Source organism: Kushneria indalinina DSM 14324, assembly GCF_003385845.1.
GTDB lineage: Bacteria > Pseudomonadota > Gammaproteobacteria > Pseudomonadales > Halomonadaceae > Kushneria > Kushneria indalinina.
Map to the genome: position 1 here is coordinate 722,988 of NZ_QRDJ01000008.1, position 14,447 is coordinate 737,434.

A 14,447-nucleotide genomic window follows, 5' to 3' on the forward strand; every position below is an offset into this window, starting at 1 on the left:
CGGCTTGTTTTACTTTATTACCTGTTGGCCAATGTGCCGGCGGGCAGCTGTAGACGGAATGACCATGCCCACTGACGTAACCTGGCACTTTATCGAAACCGAAGAGGCACTCGAGCGCGCCTGTGCCGATCTCGCCACCCGCGAGGTCATCGGTGTAGATACCGAATTTATGCGTGAAACCACTTTTTATCCGGTGCCTGCGCTGATTCAGCTGGGGGATGCCGATGTGGTCTATCTGATCGACCCGACCGTGGTGGCACCCACGGCCTCACTGCGCGCACTGCTGGGTGATGCCGGGCCGCTGAAGATACTGCACGCCTGCAGTGAAGACATGGAGATCTTCACGCTCTGGGCAGGGGACGTTCCCGCTCCGGTCGTGGATACCCAACTGGCCCACGCCCTGGTCGGCGAGGAGAGCTCCATCAGCTATCAGCGCCTGGTGGATTACTGGGTAGAGCAGCATGTCCCCAAGGGGGAGACCCGCTCCAACTGGCTGCAGCGCCCGCTGAGCGAGGAGCAGTGTCGCTATGCCGCGCTGGATGTGGTCTGGCTGCCTCTGATCTGGCAGCGCCAGCAGGATCGTCTTCGCGAGCAGAACCGCCTTGAGTGGCTGCTCGAGGATTGCCATGCGCTGGTCGAGGCGGCGCGAGGGGTGCGCGATGATGAGCGCTGGTACCTGCGCCATCGTAACGCCTGGCGGCTGGAGCCTCGTCAGCTGGCCGCTTTCCAGCGGCTGTGTGTCTGGCGTGAACGTGCCGTGCGCGAGCGCAATCTGCCGCGCAACTGGCTGGCCAGCGACGCGATCCTGATGGAAATCGCTGCGGCGCTGCCGGCCAATCGCTATGAGATTTCCCGGGTGGATGGCATCAAGCCCACCCTGATCAAGCGGGAAGGCGATACGCTGCTGGCCCTGGTTCAGGAAGCCGCCCTGCTGGATGAGTCCGTGCTGCCCACTGCCTTGCCTTCTCCCATCAGTGATGCCTATAAAAAGCGCATGAAGGCGCTAAAAACTGCGGTCAACGAGCGTGCCGGCGCACTGTCACTGCCGGGAGAAGTGCTGGTGACACGTCGAGAGCTGGAGCGCTGGATCAGCGCGGATCTTCAGCGTACCGACTGGCCCTGTCTGGGCGGCTGGCGTGGGGAGGTGCTCAACGATGCCCTGATATCGGCCCTTTCAGGCAAGAGTCGTACGCCTGCTTCTACTTCTGATGAGCATTGAAACGCCCATGCGTTTGCGGAGAACATCATGACCCCGACACCGCTTTTGTGTCAGATCTACAAGAGTGCGCGCCATGAAGAGATGTTTCTCTATGTGGACCGTACCCGCGGGCTGGAAGTGGTGCCTCAGGAGCTGCTGGCAGGCTTTGGCACCCCGCAGTCGATCATGATAATGGTCATGACGCCGGAGCGAACGCTGGCGCGGGTGGAGACCACTCGGGTCATCGAGGCCCTGAAGGAGAAGGGGTATTACCTGCAGATGCCGCCGGGAGGTGATGCACGAACGCGTGACCTTGCCTTTGATGTCAGCGCCAGCGCCGACGATCACGGGCCGGTGTCCTGACGGGCGTTCTGGCAGACCTGACAGGGGGGGTGGGAGAGCAGTATGCGTGAGCGTTTTTGGGAAAGATTTTCGCTTGAGGAACTGACGCCCAGCGAATGGGAAGCCGTCTGCGATGGCTGCGGACAGTGCTGCCTGGTCAGACTCGAAGATGAAGAAAGCCAGGAGATCGTGACGCTGTCGGTCGCCTGTCGACTGTTTGATACGCATGCCTGCCGCTGCAGCGATTACGAGCACCGCTTCGACAAGGTGCCGGACTGTCTGCAGCTGACGCCGGAGCGGGTGCGCGCGTTTCACTGGTTGCCGGAGACCTGTGGCTATCGGCGCCTTGCGCAGTCAAAACCGTTGCCCAAATGGCATCCGTTGCGCAGTGGAGACGCAGCCGGCGCGCGCAAGGCCAGTGTCAGCATGCACGGCATGGCCGTCAGTGAAGCGGTTGTCCCCGAGAGGGATTATGAGGACTACATCATCGCCGTGATGCCCTGCCAGTCCTGATGGTTTCAGGGAAACCGGTAGTCGGCATGTGGTGTTCAAAAAAGGGGCACGCTTCAGACATGAAGCGTGCCCCCTTTGCGTTCAGTCCGGCCTGGACATCAGCCGCTATCAGGCGTCCTGCGAGGATGCTTGTGACGTTGTCATGACGTGGGAGAGCCCCAGTGCCCACAGGATAAAGGCGTCCTGACGGGCGACATCATGCCAGGCATGAAAACGACCGGAAGCCCCGCCGTGGCCGGCACTCATGTCGGTGCGCAGCAGTACCGGACCGCGGGCACTGTCGAGTTCGATCAGACGCGCGTAGAGCTTGGCCGGCTCCCAGTAGGGCACGCGCGAATCATGCCAGCTACCCTGTAGATAAACGGCCGGCCAGGGCGCAGGCAGCAGATTGTTCAGCGGCGAATAGCCCTTGATGCGGCGATGGGCTTCAGGCTCCTCCGGATTGCCCCATTCGGTATATTCCGCGGTGGTCAGCGGCAGGTCCGGGTTCTCCATGGTGCGCAGCACATCGACAAAGGGCACATCCAGGACGGCCGCACAGAAGGCGTGCGGGTCAAGGTTGACGCTTGCCGCCACCAGCAGCCCGCCGGCGCTGGCGCCATAGGCGGCAATGTGGCGCTCATCGGCCAGGCCGTGCTCCACCAGCACGTTGCGTGCGGCCAAAAAGTCGCGAAAGCTGTTTTCCTTGTGTTCCAGCTTGCCTGCCAGATACCAGGGCTCGCCCCGGTCGCCGCCGCCTCGAACGTGGGCCACGGCAAAGGCCGCGCCGCGCGTCAGAAGCTCAAGGCGCGAGATCGAAAACCATGGGTCAAGCGTCTGGCCGTAGGCACCATAACCATAGAGCAGTGTCGGCAACGGCCCGCGATCGATCAGATCGGCCCGTGCCACCACGGATACCGGAACCCGCTCGCCATCAAAGGAGGTGGCCCAGACGCGTCGACAGGCCAGCTGCCCGGGCTGAAGATCGCCATAAATGGGCTGCTGACGCAGCAGACGACGCTCGCCGCTGTCGATGTCGAACTCGATCCAGCGTGGCGGCGTAATAAAGGACTCTTCGTGCAGGCGAAGCTGGCGCGTCCTGAAATGTGGGGTGTCTGCAAGGGCGAGGCTGCAGGGCGTTTCGGCGATGGGCAGCCACTCATCACGCGTCACCTCATGGTGCTCATCGAGCTGCATCAGACGCAGATGCACCTGAGCGCTGTCATGATCCCGTTCGGTCAGCACCAATCCCCACGAGAAGGCATCGACATCCTCCAGCGTGGTACTGGCGCGATGTTCGATCATTGGCAGCCAGTGCTCGAGCGCATGCTCTTCTGCGCGCTCAAGGCAAAAGTGGACGGCGCCTCTGTTGTGGAGCACATAGAACATGCCCGGGCGGTGATCGATGCCATACTCCACGCCGGTTTCGCGCGGGTGGAAGCATCTGGGCGTTGTCTCCGGGGCGGTAGCGGGAACCAGATGGGTCTCGCTGGTGTCCTTGGAGGCGGTATGAATGACCAGCCATTCGCGTGAGCGGGTCTTGTCCAGACCGACCCAGAACTCGACGTCGCTTTCTTCAAAGAGACAGACGGCGTCATCATGGTCGCGATGGCGCCGCCAGACCGTGGCCGGGCGCTGGGTGGTGTCATAGCGGGTAAAGAGGATCGTGGCGTTATCTTCTGCCCAGCACAGGTCCGGCCCGATACCGCGTTCTAGGCGGATCGTCTCGCCATTGGGCAGATGCCGCAGATAGAGGTCGAAATATTCGTTGCCCTGGGTGTCCAGCGTCCAGGCCATCCACTGCTCGTCTTCAGACAGGGCGAGATCGCCCAGCTCGAGAAAGCTGCTGTGCGTGGAGAGCTCCTGAAGATCGATCAGGCACTCATGGCCGTGACGCTCGACATCGAGGTGATCGAAACACTCACCGATCGGATGACGCCAGAAGACCGGATAGTCGGCATCGGCGGCCGTCTCGCTCCAGTACACGAAATGATCAAAGGGTGTGGCCAGACCCGTGACAGAGAGCTCGCGGCGAGCAAGATGGCTGTCAAACAGGGTCTGGGTGAGTGATTCAAGCGGTTCAAACCACTGATCACTTGCCAGATTCACGGCTTCAAGAAATTGTGCCACCTCTGGTGTGTCCCGGTTTTCAAGCCAGTGCCAGTGGGGGTCGTCGACTTTCCTGAAGCGCGCAACCGGCGCGGGGGATGGGTGTTCTTTCATAATGTGCAGTGTAACATTGATCGCTGTATTTAACCCGGAGGTACCAAGGGCGTGCTGATTTCTGACTCGATCCCACTATTGTGGCTATGCTGGTTCGTATTATCCGTTGCGGTGCTGGTGTTTGGCTATTTTGCCATTTCATTTCTGCCGCGCCTGCCTCGCTGGCTGATTGCAGGCGGGGTGGCGGGCATGCTCTGGATGCCGGCCTTCTTTTCGGTCCCCGGTCCCGAGTCGGAGCTTGGCTATTCGGGGTGGGCGCCGTCGCTGGTGGTCACGGCGGTCGGCTTTCTGCAGCACAACGGTGGCCAGATCTTTCTGGGCGGCGTTCTGATGACTATCGGCGCATTGCTGGGCGTGCTGGCAGCCTTCTTTATCGGCCGCCGCGGCCGGCAGGACAACAATGATGATGACCGCTCGGGCGATTCCCGGACAGGTGGCAAGGGTGCTGAGCGTGATCACTCTCGTCGACGTCAGGAAAGTGCGCCAGCGCGTCGAGAGCCTTCGCTCGGGAGATAGGCCCTATGCTGTATCGGTGGCTGATGACAGGTGCATGGTTGTTGCTGAGCCTGATGGCACTGCCGGCTCAGGCGGCGCCACAGGGCTTGCCTGAACAGGACGATGTTCGTCTGGCGATCGACGTCTCCGGCAGCATGAAAGGCAACGACCCCGACAACCTGCGTGCCAGCGGCCTTCGCCTGCTGGTGGATCTGCTGCCGGACAATGTTCGCGCCGGGCTCTGGACCTTTGGCCAGCAGGTCGCCAATCCACTGGCCATGGGCACCGTCAACGATCAGTGGCGCCAGCGTGCGCTCTCCGTATTGCCGCAAATGACCCGCTACGAGCAGTTTACCGATCTCGAGTCGGCGCTTGATCTTGCCACGCAGGGGGTGACAGGTGATGGCCGTACGCATCTGATCGTGCTGACCGATGGCATGGTGGATGTCCCCGCCATCAACGACAAGCCTGCCCGGGATCGCGCCTCGCGCGAGCGTATTATCGAGACGCTGGCCCCGGATCTGGGCGAACGTGATGTGGTCATTCATACCATTGCCCTGTCCCGCAACGCCGATATCGATCTGATGCGCACCATTTCCCAGCAGACCGGCGGGCTGGCCTCGGTGGCAGAGGATTCCCGGGCGCTGTTGCGCTCCTTTCTGGATGTTCTGAACCAGGTGGCACCGCGCCAGCAGCTGCCGCTGGAAGACGGTCGGTTTCAGGTCGACGATCAGGTGCGTGAGTTTACGGCGCTGATCTTTCATGATCGCGATGAAGGCCCGGTGACGCTGATCACCCCCGATGGCGAGCACCTGAGCATTGACTCCCCCGGTATGGCGAGCCGCTGGCGTCATGATGATCGCTATGAGCTGATCACCGTGCCCGAGCCGACGGCCGGAAAGTGGCAGATTGAAGGGCCGGTAGGTGCCGGCTCGCGTATCCTGATCGACTCATCACTCAGGCTGCGAAGCGCCGAAATACCGGCCACGCTCTACGCGCATATCGATCAGCCTCTCGAGGTCTGGCTGGAAGGCCACGACGAGCAGGGCGATACATCGTCGCCGACTGTGTCCGTTGATGCAGCGCTACAGGGTGCGGAGGGCGAAATTACCCGGACTCGTTTGCAGCGTGAAGCGGACGGACGTTACCGTGGGCGTCTTGATCGCATCGACCGGACGGGTAATGCCGAGCTGGCGCTTGAGGCGCGCAGCGAGGGGTTTGCACGACTGCTGACTCATAGCGTCAACGTGGTTCCGGTTATCGATGCCGCACTGGTTGATCATCAGTCCCATATTGCGCTGACCGCGGCCTGGTCGCGCTTGACGCGGGACAATACCCGTATCCATGCGGAGCTGCTGGGAGAAACGCTCGACGTTGAGCCTGTGGCAGATGATCGCTGGCGGGTCACGCTACCTGACACGTTGCCTGATGAATCCGTCCCGGTAGAGCTTGCCGCAACCGTGGCACTGGATAACCGAATACTCGATATCCCGCTGCCCCCGGTAGTGCTCAATCGCGAGGCGGCTACCAGTCTGTCTGCTGCCCGCCTTGACCGCGAGGCGATCAGCGGTGAACAGATGGCTTCCCCTGATGATGAGGAAGATCAGGGATGGTCACTGCAGCGTTTATGGCATCTGGCGCAGGGCAACTGGCCTGCGGCCAGGGCACAGGCCATGCAGTGGATGCAGGACCCGCGCGCGTGGTGGGTGGCTGCCGGGTTGATATTACTCTGTCTATTGCTTGCCTTCAGACGACGTCGTTTGCGACGTCAGCGTCCCCGACACAGGAGAGACCCGAGTGTGTGAGCTATTGGGCATGAGCGCCAACCAGCCGGTGAATACCGGTTTCAGCTGGCGTGGGTTCAAGCATCGAGGGGGAGATGATGGCCCCCATTGCGACGGATTCGGTATCGGTTTTTATCGTCGTGACGGCTATCACGACTTTCATGATGTGCGCGCGGCAATGGATTCACCGCTGGCGGATCTGCTGGGTAGTGACGATATTCCGGCTCTGATCATGCTGGGCCATCTTCGTCATGCCAATGAAGGCAGCATTGAGATCCAGAATACCTACCCGTTTACGCGGGAAGCGAAAGGGCGGCAATGGTGCTATACCATGCAGGGTCAGTTGGAGGGCTTTGAAGCGCTGACGCTTTCCGGCCGGTTTACGCCATTAGGTACGACGGATGGTGAACATGTCTTCTGCTGGCTGCTGGATCAGCTGTCAGAAGAAAATTGCGATGATCCCTCTGCTGTCTGTGAGCTGCTGCGTGAGTGTGGTGACCGGTTGGCGCAGATGGGCGTTTTCAACATGATGCTCAGCGATGGACGGGTACTTTATACCTACTGCAGCAAGAAAATGTGCTGGCTGACGCGGCGTGCGCCCTTCGGTACCGTCACTTCGTTGGACAGTGGGGAACATATTGACCTTGCCACACGCTGTGACAGCGCCACGGTCTATACCCTGCTGGCGACGGCGCCCCTGACCAGCGAATCAGGCTGGCAGGACATGCATCCGGGCGAGGCGATGGCCTTTTGCAATGGCGAGCGATGTGACATCAATACACCGGAAGCCGTGCTGGCCTGACCCGGCCCGGGGATGAAGCAGCATTGGCGGACCCCAAAAGGCGCCGCAGACACGACAGGTGTCTGCGGCGCCTTTTTTCAGCGTTCAGCTCAACGCTTTCTAGCTCAGCTCTTCTTCGCTAAACATGCCTTCAAACAGCGCGGTTGAGAGATAGCGCTCGCCGCTATCGGGGAGGATGACGGCAATGGCCTTGTCCCTGTACGCCGAGTCTTCGGCCAGGCGCAGGGCGGCGACCATGGCGGCGCCGCAGGAAATACCGACCAGCATGCCTTCCTCGCGCATCAGGCGGCGCGCCATGGCCATGGCCTCTTCACTGCTGACCGCTTCGACCTGATCGATATAGGCCAGATCAAGATTGGTAGGGATAAAATTGGCACCAATGCCCTGGATCTTGTGGCCGGCAGGCGTTAACTCTTCACCGCGCATGCGCTGACCGATAATGGGCGATTCAAGCGGCTCGACGGCCACGCTGTGAAGCGCCTTGTCTTTCGTTTTTTCGAAATAACGTGAAATGCCGGTGATGGTGCCGCCGGTGCCGACGCCGGCGACCAGGACATCGAGATCGCCGTCGGTGGCGTCCCAGAGTTCGGGGCCGGTCGTTTTTTCATGAATCTCGGGGTTGGCAGGGTTTTCGAACTGGGCCGGCATGAAATAGCGCTCCGGCTCGGCATCACGCAGTTCGGTGGCGCGCTCAACTGCGCCCTTCATGCCGCGCGCGGGCTCGGTCAGCACCAGCTCGGCGCCCAGGGCCTTGAGGACCTTGCGTCGCTCGATGCTCATTGAGGCCGGCATGGTCAGCTTGACCCGGTAGCCGCGCGCGGCGCCCACAAAAGCGAGTGCAATGCCGGTATTGCCGGAGGTGGGTTCGATGATCTCCATGCCCGGTTTCAGGGCGCCGCGCTTTTCGGCGTCCCAGATCATGTTGGCACCGATCCGGCATTTGACAGACAGTGCCGGATTGCGTGATTCAAGCTTGGCATACACTCGAGGGTGATCGGTCAGGTGTCTGATCCGGACCAGCGGCGTTTGTCCAATTGCCTGAGAGTTGTCTTCCAGAATCCTGCTCATTGCGTGCTCCGTGTCATTCGACTGCCCGACAGGGCAGTGCAAGGGATGTCTCATTGTGTCGGGGGCCGTGACCGTCGTCGAGTCCTGAAGCATCCGCCTGGGTCACGGGCTTTCATGCTATTTTAGAGTCTTTCCATGAAACGGTATTTGGCCGCAAGCGGCATGATGATCGGGAGAAGGCATGAGCGAGATGAAGACGGCACCGGCACTGCTTGAAGGGCCTGCGCTCGAGAAGGATGACGACTACCGATCGATTCTCGATGTGTTCGAAAGGGCCTGTACGCAATATGCTGACCGCCCTGCCTTTACCTGCATGGGGAGCACGCTGACCTACGCGGGCATGCAGGATCTGGTGGATCGGTTTGCACACTGGATTATCACGCGGACCGATATGTCGCCCGGTGATCGCCTGGCCATTGTGCTGCCCAATCTGTTGCAGTATCCGGTGGCCGTGTTCGGGGCCCTGAAGGCTGGCCTGGTCATCGTCAATACCAATCCGCTCTATACTGCCGACGAGATGTACCATCAGTTTAAAGATGCCGGCGTGACCGGGGTGGTGGTGTTTGCACACATGGCCCACAAGCTGGAAGCCGTGCTCAAGCGCATGGCGATTGCCCATGTGATTGTCACCGAAGTGGCGGATCTTCACCCCTGGCCATCGCGTTTTAAATACAACCTTGGGGCGCGCTATATTGCCCGCCAGGTGCCGCGCTACCATCTGTCCGATGCCGTCACGATGCGTCAGGCCCTGAAGCAGAAAGGGCAGGTCGATGAGAGCCGCCAGGGGCGTGACGATGATCTGGCCATTTTGCAATACACCGGTGGCACGACCGGCACGCCCAAGGGGGCCATGCTTTCTCATGCCAATCTGGTGGCCAACATGCGCCAGACCGGAGAGGTGCTGGGCAGTGCCATCTCGCGCGGATATGAGACCATTATCGCGCCGCTGCCGGTCTATCATATCTACACCTTTACCGTGAACTGCATGTTCGGCTGTGAAACCGGCAATCACAGCATCCTGATCCCCAACCCGAAGGATCTTGACGGCTTCGTCAAAACGCTTGCCAAACAGCCCTTTTCTGCCTTTATCGGCCTCAATACGCTGTTTGCCGCCCTGTGCCGGCGCGAGGACTTCAAAAAACTGGATTTCAGCCATCTAAAGCTCAGTGTCTCCGGCGGCATGGCGCTCAATACCACCACGGCCAATCGCTGGCACGAGATTACCGGCTCTGCCGTGCTGGAAGGCTATGGCATGACCGAGACCTCGCCGGTGGTATGTGTCAATCCGCCGGACAGGATTCAGCCGGGGGCGATCGGCCGACCGGTGGCCGGTACCCGGCTGCAGGTGCTGGATGACAACGATCAGCCGCTGGGCTATGACACGCCCGGGGAGCTGTGTGTGCAGGGGCCGCAGGTCATGAAGGGGTACTGGAACCTGCCCGAGGAAACCGCCAAAGCGCTTTTCGATGATGGCTGGGTCAGATCAGGTGATATCGCCGTGCTGCAGCGTGACGGGTTTGTGCGTATCGTGGATCGCAAAAAGGACATGATCGTCAGCTCGGGCTTCAATATCTACCCCAATGAGGTAGAAGACATTCTCCTGCGCCACGAAGACATCCATGAGGCCGCCGTGATCGGCGTGCCGGATGAGGACAGCGGTGAAAGCGTGGTGGCGTTCATCGTGCCGCGCAACGGGGCAAGTCTTGACCCCGAGACTCTGAAAAAATGGTGTCGACAGGAGCTGACAGGCTACAAGGTGCCACGGCGCTTCGAATTTCGTGATCAGCTGCCGCGCAGCAATGTCGGCAAGGTGCTGCGTCGGGCCCTGCGCGATGAGCTGGCAGATACCGCTCGTTAGAACACTCGTCAGGGCGTCGACCGATTGGCCGCCAGGCCCTGATTGGCGCTACAATAATGGCCCTGTTACCAGTATCCGAAACACCTTTCTCCCAGACGGTCATGGCAGTGCCATGGCCGTTGTCACTACCGCCTTGGCGGTTTCAATAGTCCAGAGGGTACCTTGAGCGATAACGTGACTGACTCCGGTGAGTCGGCGCAGCAGGCGCTTGCATCACTGCGTCGCCGCCTTGATGACGTGCTGATCAGCGACGCCACGGCGCAGGGGCAGCGACTGGAACGTCTGACCGGGCGCATTCGACGCGGCCAGCCCGTGGACAAGGCCCTGAACGATATCGAGGCCCGCCTGACGCGTTCAGAGGGGTTTGTGCAGCGGCGTCGCGACCAGCCGGTGACGCTGGAATACCCGCCTGAGCTGCCGGTCGCCGAGCGCCGCGACGACATACTCGAGGCCATTCGCGATCATCAGGTCGTGGTGGTGGCCGGCGAGACCGGCTCCGGCAAGACGACCCAGCTGCCCAAGATGTGTCTGGAGCTGGGGCTCGGGCTGCGCGGTCTGATCGGCCACACCCAGCCGCGCCGTCTGGCCGCGCGCAGCGTGGCGCAGCGTCTGGCTCAGGAGACCAGTACCTCGCTGGGTGGTGTTATCGGTTATCAGGTGCGCTTTACCGACCAGACCGACCCGACTACTCGGGTCAAGCTGATGACCGACGGGATCCTGCTGGCCGAAACCCAGCATGATCCGCAGCTTTTGCGCTATGACGCGATCATCATCGATGAGGCGCACGAGCGCAGTCTCAACATCGATTTTTTGATGGGCTATCTCAAGCGACTGCTGGCGGATCGCCCCGACCTCAAGGTCATCATCACCTCGGCCACCATCGATGTGGACCGCTTTTCGCGTCACTTCGGTCAGCACCATGACGATGGTACCGTCACGCCGGCGCCGGTGATCGAGGTCTCCGGACGGACGTACCCCGTGGAAACGCACTATCGTCCGTTGGTGCGTGATGAGCGCGAGGAAGAGGATCAGACGCTGCAGGAAGGCATTGTGACGGCTGTCGAGGAGATCGGGCGTATCGAGCGCGAAAAGCGCTGGTATACCGGTCCGCGCGATATTTTGATCTTTTTGCCCGGCGAGCGCGAGATCCGTGAGACGGCCGATACGCTGCGCCGCCTCGAGCTAAGGGATACCGAGGTGCTGCCGCTGTATGCGCGTCTTTCCAACAGCGAACAGAACCGAGTGTTTGCCCCGCATACGGGGCGACGCATCGTATTGTCCACCAACGTGGCGGAAACCTCGCTGACGGTGCCCGGTATTCGCTACGTGATCGACCCGGGGCTGGTGCGTATCAGCCGCTACAGCTATCGCGCCAAGGTGCAGCGCCTGCCGATCGAGCCGATCAGCCAGGCCAGTGCCGACCAGCGCCGCGGTCGCTGCGGGCGTATCGCCGAAGGCGTGTGTATTCGTCTCTACAGCGAAGAGGATTACCTGTCGCGCCCGGCCTATACCGAGCCCGAAATCCAGCGCACCAATCTGGCCTCGGTCATTCTCTCCATGCTGTCGCTGGGGCTGGGGGATATCGGAAAATTTCCCTTTGTGGATGTACCGGACAGCCGCTTTATCAAGGATGGCTTTCGCCTGCTCTTTGAGCTGGGCGCCGTGGATGAGCGCCAGCATTTGACCAAGACGGGGCGCCAGCTGGCGCGACTGCCGATCGACCCGCGACTGGCGCGCATGGTGCTGGCGGCCAGCGAGTTCGGCAGCCTGCGTGAGACGCTGATCGTGGTCAGTGCGCTGTCCATTCAGGACCCGCGGGAGCGCCCGGCCGACAAGCGTGAAGCGGCCGATCAGAAACATCGTCAGTGGCTGGACAAGGACTCCGATTTCACGGCCTGGATCAATCTGTGGCAGGGCTTTGAGGCCAGTCGGGCGGAGCTTTCGGCCAATCAGCTGCGGCGCTGGTGTCGCGACAACTATCTGAGCTATCTGCGTCTGCGCGAATGGCACGACACCTATCGCCAGCTCAAGCAGCTGACCCGAGAGCTGTCACTGGTCGAAAACGAGGGCGAGCCCGACATTGCCCGCCTGCATCAGGCGCTTTTGACCGGACTCCTGTCCAATCTGGGCATGCACGCCGCCTCGGACAAGGAGCCACGAGAATATCTGGGCGCCCGCAATCGCAAGTTCATGATCCACCCGGGGTCCGGGCTTGCCAAACGCAGGCCCAAATGGATCATGGCCGGCGAAATGGTGGAAACCACGCGATTGTTCGCCCGACAGGTGGCCGGCATCCGCCCGGAGTGGATCGAGCCACTGGCGACGCATCTGACCAAACGCAGCTACAGCGAGCCACACTGGGAAATGAAGCGTGCCCAGGTGGTGGCGTATGAGCAGGTCACGCTGTTTGGTTTGCCGATCGTGGCCCGACGCAAGGTGCATTACGGCCCCATTGCCCCCGAGGAGTCCCGCGAGCTGTTTATCCGCCATGCACTGGTGGAAGGGCAGTTTCAGACTCAGGGGGCGTTTTTCGAGCACAACCGGGCGCTGATTGAGGAGGTCGAGGACCTCGAGGACCGCGCCCGGCGTCGCGACATCATGGTCGACGAACAAACGCTGTTTGAATTTTATGATGCGCGCATTCCTGCCGATATCTACAACGGCAAGAGTTTCGAGCGCTGGCGGCGTCACGCCGAGCAGAACGATGGAAACGTGCTGTTTCTCGACATGGAAACCCTGCTGGCACGCGAGGCCAGCGAGGTCACTGTCGAGCAGTATCCCGATACGCTTGAGCTGAGCTATCAGGGCGGCGGGATTCGCTATCCGCTTTCCTATCACTTTGCACCGGGCGAGCCGGATGACGGGGTCACCGTGACGGTACCGGCCTCGATGCTGTCGACCCTGCCGGGTGAGCGCTTGGAGTGGCTGGTGCCGGGCCTGCGTCGGGACAAGGTGATTGCGCTGATGAAGTCGCTGCCCAAGCAGTACCGCCGCCAGGTCGTGCCGATTCCTGACTGGGCAGATGCCGCGCTGTCGGCGCTCACGCCCGGCAATGTGTCCTTGACTTCGGCGCTGGCAGAATTTCTGCGCCAGAAAACGGGCATCCGTCTGGCGGCTGATGAATGGCGGCCGGAGCAGCTGCCGGTGCATCTGATCATGAACATCCGGGTGGTGAATCATGACGGCCATGTGCTGGGGGAAGGGCGTGATCTGAATGCGCTGATCGAGCGCTTCGAGCGGGAAGCCGAGGCGGGCACAAAAGCCATGGCGGGTGACGCGCTGTCGCAGCAGGGGTTGACGCAGTTTCCGGCCGGGGAGCTGCCGCAGTCTCACGTGCGTGATCAGGCCGGCATTCGTGTCGAGGCCTGGCCGGCACTGGTGGATGAAGGCGATACGCTGGGCGTGACACTCTTTGACCATCCCGACAAGGCGTATGAGCAGCATCGTCATGGCATCAAGCGGCTGGCCATGCGTCGCCTGCCGGACCAGGTTCGCTTTCTGGCGCGTGATCTACCCGGGCTTGAGCGTTGCGTACTGCTTTATGCCAACGTCGGTACGCGGCGGGATCTGGTGGATGATTTCATCGAAGCCGTGTTCCTGAGAGTATTCGCTTTTGATCCGTTGCCGCGTGATCAGGCGGCCTTCGAGGCGCGTCTTGAGAGCGAGCGCTCGCGACTGCATGAAACGGCCGAGGCACTGGTCTCACTGCTGGAGCGCATCCTCAAGCGCCATCTTGAGGTCAGCAAGGCCCTCAAGGGCAAGGTTGCCTTCAATCTGGCCCTGAGCTGGAGTGATATTCGCGCCCAGATGCAGCGGCTGGTCTATCCGGGCTTTATCAGTGCGGCAGGAGAGTGGCTGGCGCAGTATCCGCGTTATCTGGAAGCAGCGCAGATCCGGCTTGAAAAGGCCCCGCGCGAGGTGCGCCGCGATCAGCTGTCGATGGAGGAAGTCAATGACTTCCAGCGGCGGCTTGAGGAACGGCGCAGCAGAAACGGTGCTTCCTCCCTGCAGGACCAGGCGCTGGAAACGTTTGGATGGTGGCTTGAAGAGTTGCGGGTGTCGCTTTTTGCTCAGCAGCTGGGAACGCTGGCGCCGGTTTCCAACAAGCGCCTGGAGCGTCAGTGGCAGGAGCTCACGGCTTCCTGACTCATGACTGATGGCCGGTGGGCTGTACAGTGGCCTGAA

Annotated in this window: 10 protein-coding genes; 8 read left to right on the forward strand and 2 right to left on the reverse strand. The window is 61.2% G+C overall.

What is annotated here, in order from left to right; genetic code table 11:
* Nucleotides 1-64: 64 nt before the first annotated feature.
* Genes rnd through C8D72_RS14285 form a run of 3 tightly spaced genes read left to right on the forward strand, consistent with a single transcriptional unit; the run spans nucleotide 65 to nucleotide 2,053 of the window.
* Nucleotides 65-1,219, forward strand: coding sequence for a ribonuclease D (rnd, locus tag C8D72_RS14275; protein ID WP_115855074.1), 1,155 nt, complete (start codon nucleotides 65-67; stop codon nucleotides 1,217-1,219).
* Nucleotides 1,220-1,246: 27 nt separating this feature from the next.
* Nucleotides 1,247-1,561 carry a YcgL domain-containing protein gene (locus C8D72_RS14280; RefSeq protein ID WP_115855075.1) on the forward strand — a complete coding sequence of 105 codons (315 nt, stop codon included), beginning with the start codon at nucleotides 1,247-1,249 and terminating at the stop codon, nucleotides 1,559-1,561.
* A 42-nt stretch (nucleotides 1,562-1,603) separates the two neighbouring features.
* Nucleotides 1,604-2,053 (forward strand): YcgN family cysteine cluster protein, encoded by a 450-nt coding sequence (locus C8D72_RS14285; protein WP_115855076.1) that lies wholly within the window; start codon nucleotides 1,604-1,606, stop codon nucleotides 2,051-2,053.
* A 108-nt stretch (nucleotides 2,054-2,161) separates the two neighbouring features.
* On the opposite strand, the gene C8D72_RS14290 is transcribed toward C8D72_RS14285, so the two are convergent.
* A complete protein-coding gene (locus C8D72_RS14290; protein WP_115855077.1) occupies nucleotides 2,162-4,255 on the reverse strand; it encodes a S9 family peptidase in 2,094 nt (697 codons plus the stop codon).
* A 51-nt stretch (nucleotides 4,256-4,306) separates the two neighbouring features.
* On the opposite strand from C8D72_RS14290, the gene C8D72_RS14295 reads away from it, so the two are divergent.
* Genes C8D72_RS14295 through C8D72_RS14305 form a run of 3 tightly spaced genes read left to right on the forward strand, consistent with a single transcriptional unit; the run spans nucleotide 4,307 to nucleotide 7,336 of the window.
* Nucleotides 4,307-4,771: a hypothetical protein gene (locus C8D72_RS14295; protein WP_115855078.1), complete on the forward strand. Its 465-nt coding sequence runs from the start codon at nucleotides 4,307-4,309 to the stop codon at nucleotides 4,769-4,771.
* A gap of 5 nt (nucleotides 4,772-4,776) precedes the next feature.
* A complete protein-coding gene (locus C8D72_RS14300) occupies nucleotides 4,777-6,555 on the forward strand; it encodes a VWA domain-containing protein (RefSeq protein ID WP_115855079.1) in 1,779 nt (592 codons plus the stop codon).
* Complete coding sequence (locus tag C8D72_RS14305; protein WP_147301545.1) at nucleotides 6,548-7,336, forward strand: class II glutamine amidotransferase; 789 nt, start codon at nucleotides 6,548-6,550, stop codon at nucleotides 7,334-7,336. Before C8D72_RS14300 ends, C8D72_RS14305 begins: the two co-directional genes overlap by 8 nt.
* 99 nt (nucleotides 7,337-7,435) lie before the next feature.
* On the opposite strand, the gene cysK is transcribed toward C8D72_RS14305, so the two are convergent.
* A complete protein-coding gene (cysK, locus tag C8D72_RS14310) occupies nucleotides 7,436-8,404 on the reverse strand; it encodes a cysteine synthase A (RefSeq protein WP_115855081.1) in 969 nt (322 codons plus the stop codon).
* Nucleotides 8,405-8,585: 181 nt separating this feature from the next.
* Here cysK and C8D72_RS14315 point away from each other — a divergent pair, with 181 nt between their 5' ends.
* Complete coding sequence (locus C8D72_RS14315; RefSeq protein ID WP_115855082.1) at nucleotides 8,586-10,262, forward strand: AMP-binding protein; 1,677 nt, start codon at nucleotides 8,586-8,588, stop codon at nucleotides 10,260-10,262.
* A 162-nt stretch (nucleotides 10,263-10,424) separates the two neighbouring features.
* A complete protein-coding gene (gene hrpA / locus C8D72_RS14320; protein WP_115855083.1) occupies nucleotides 10,425-14,408 on the forward strand; it encodes an ATP-dependent RNA helicase HrpA in 3,984 nt (1,327 codons plus the stop codon).
* Nucleotides 14,409-14,447 lie beyond the last annotated feature (39 nt).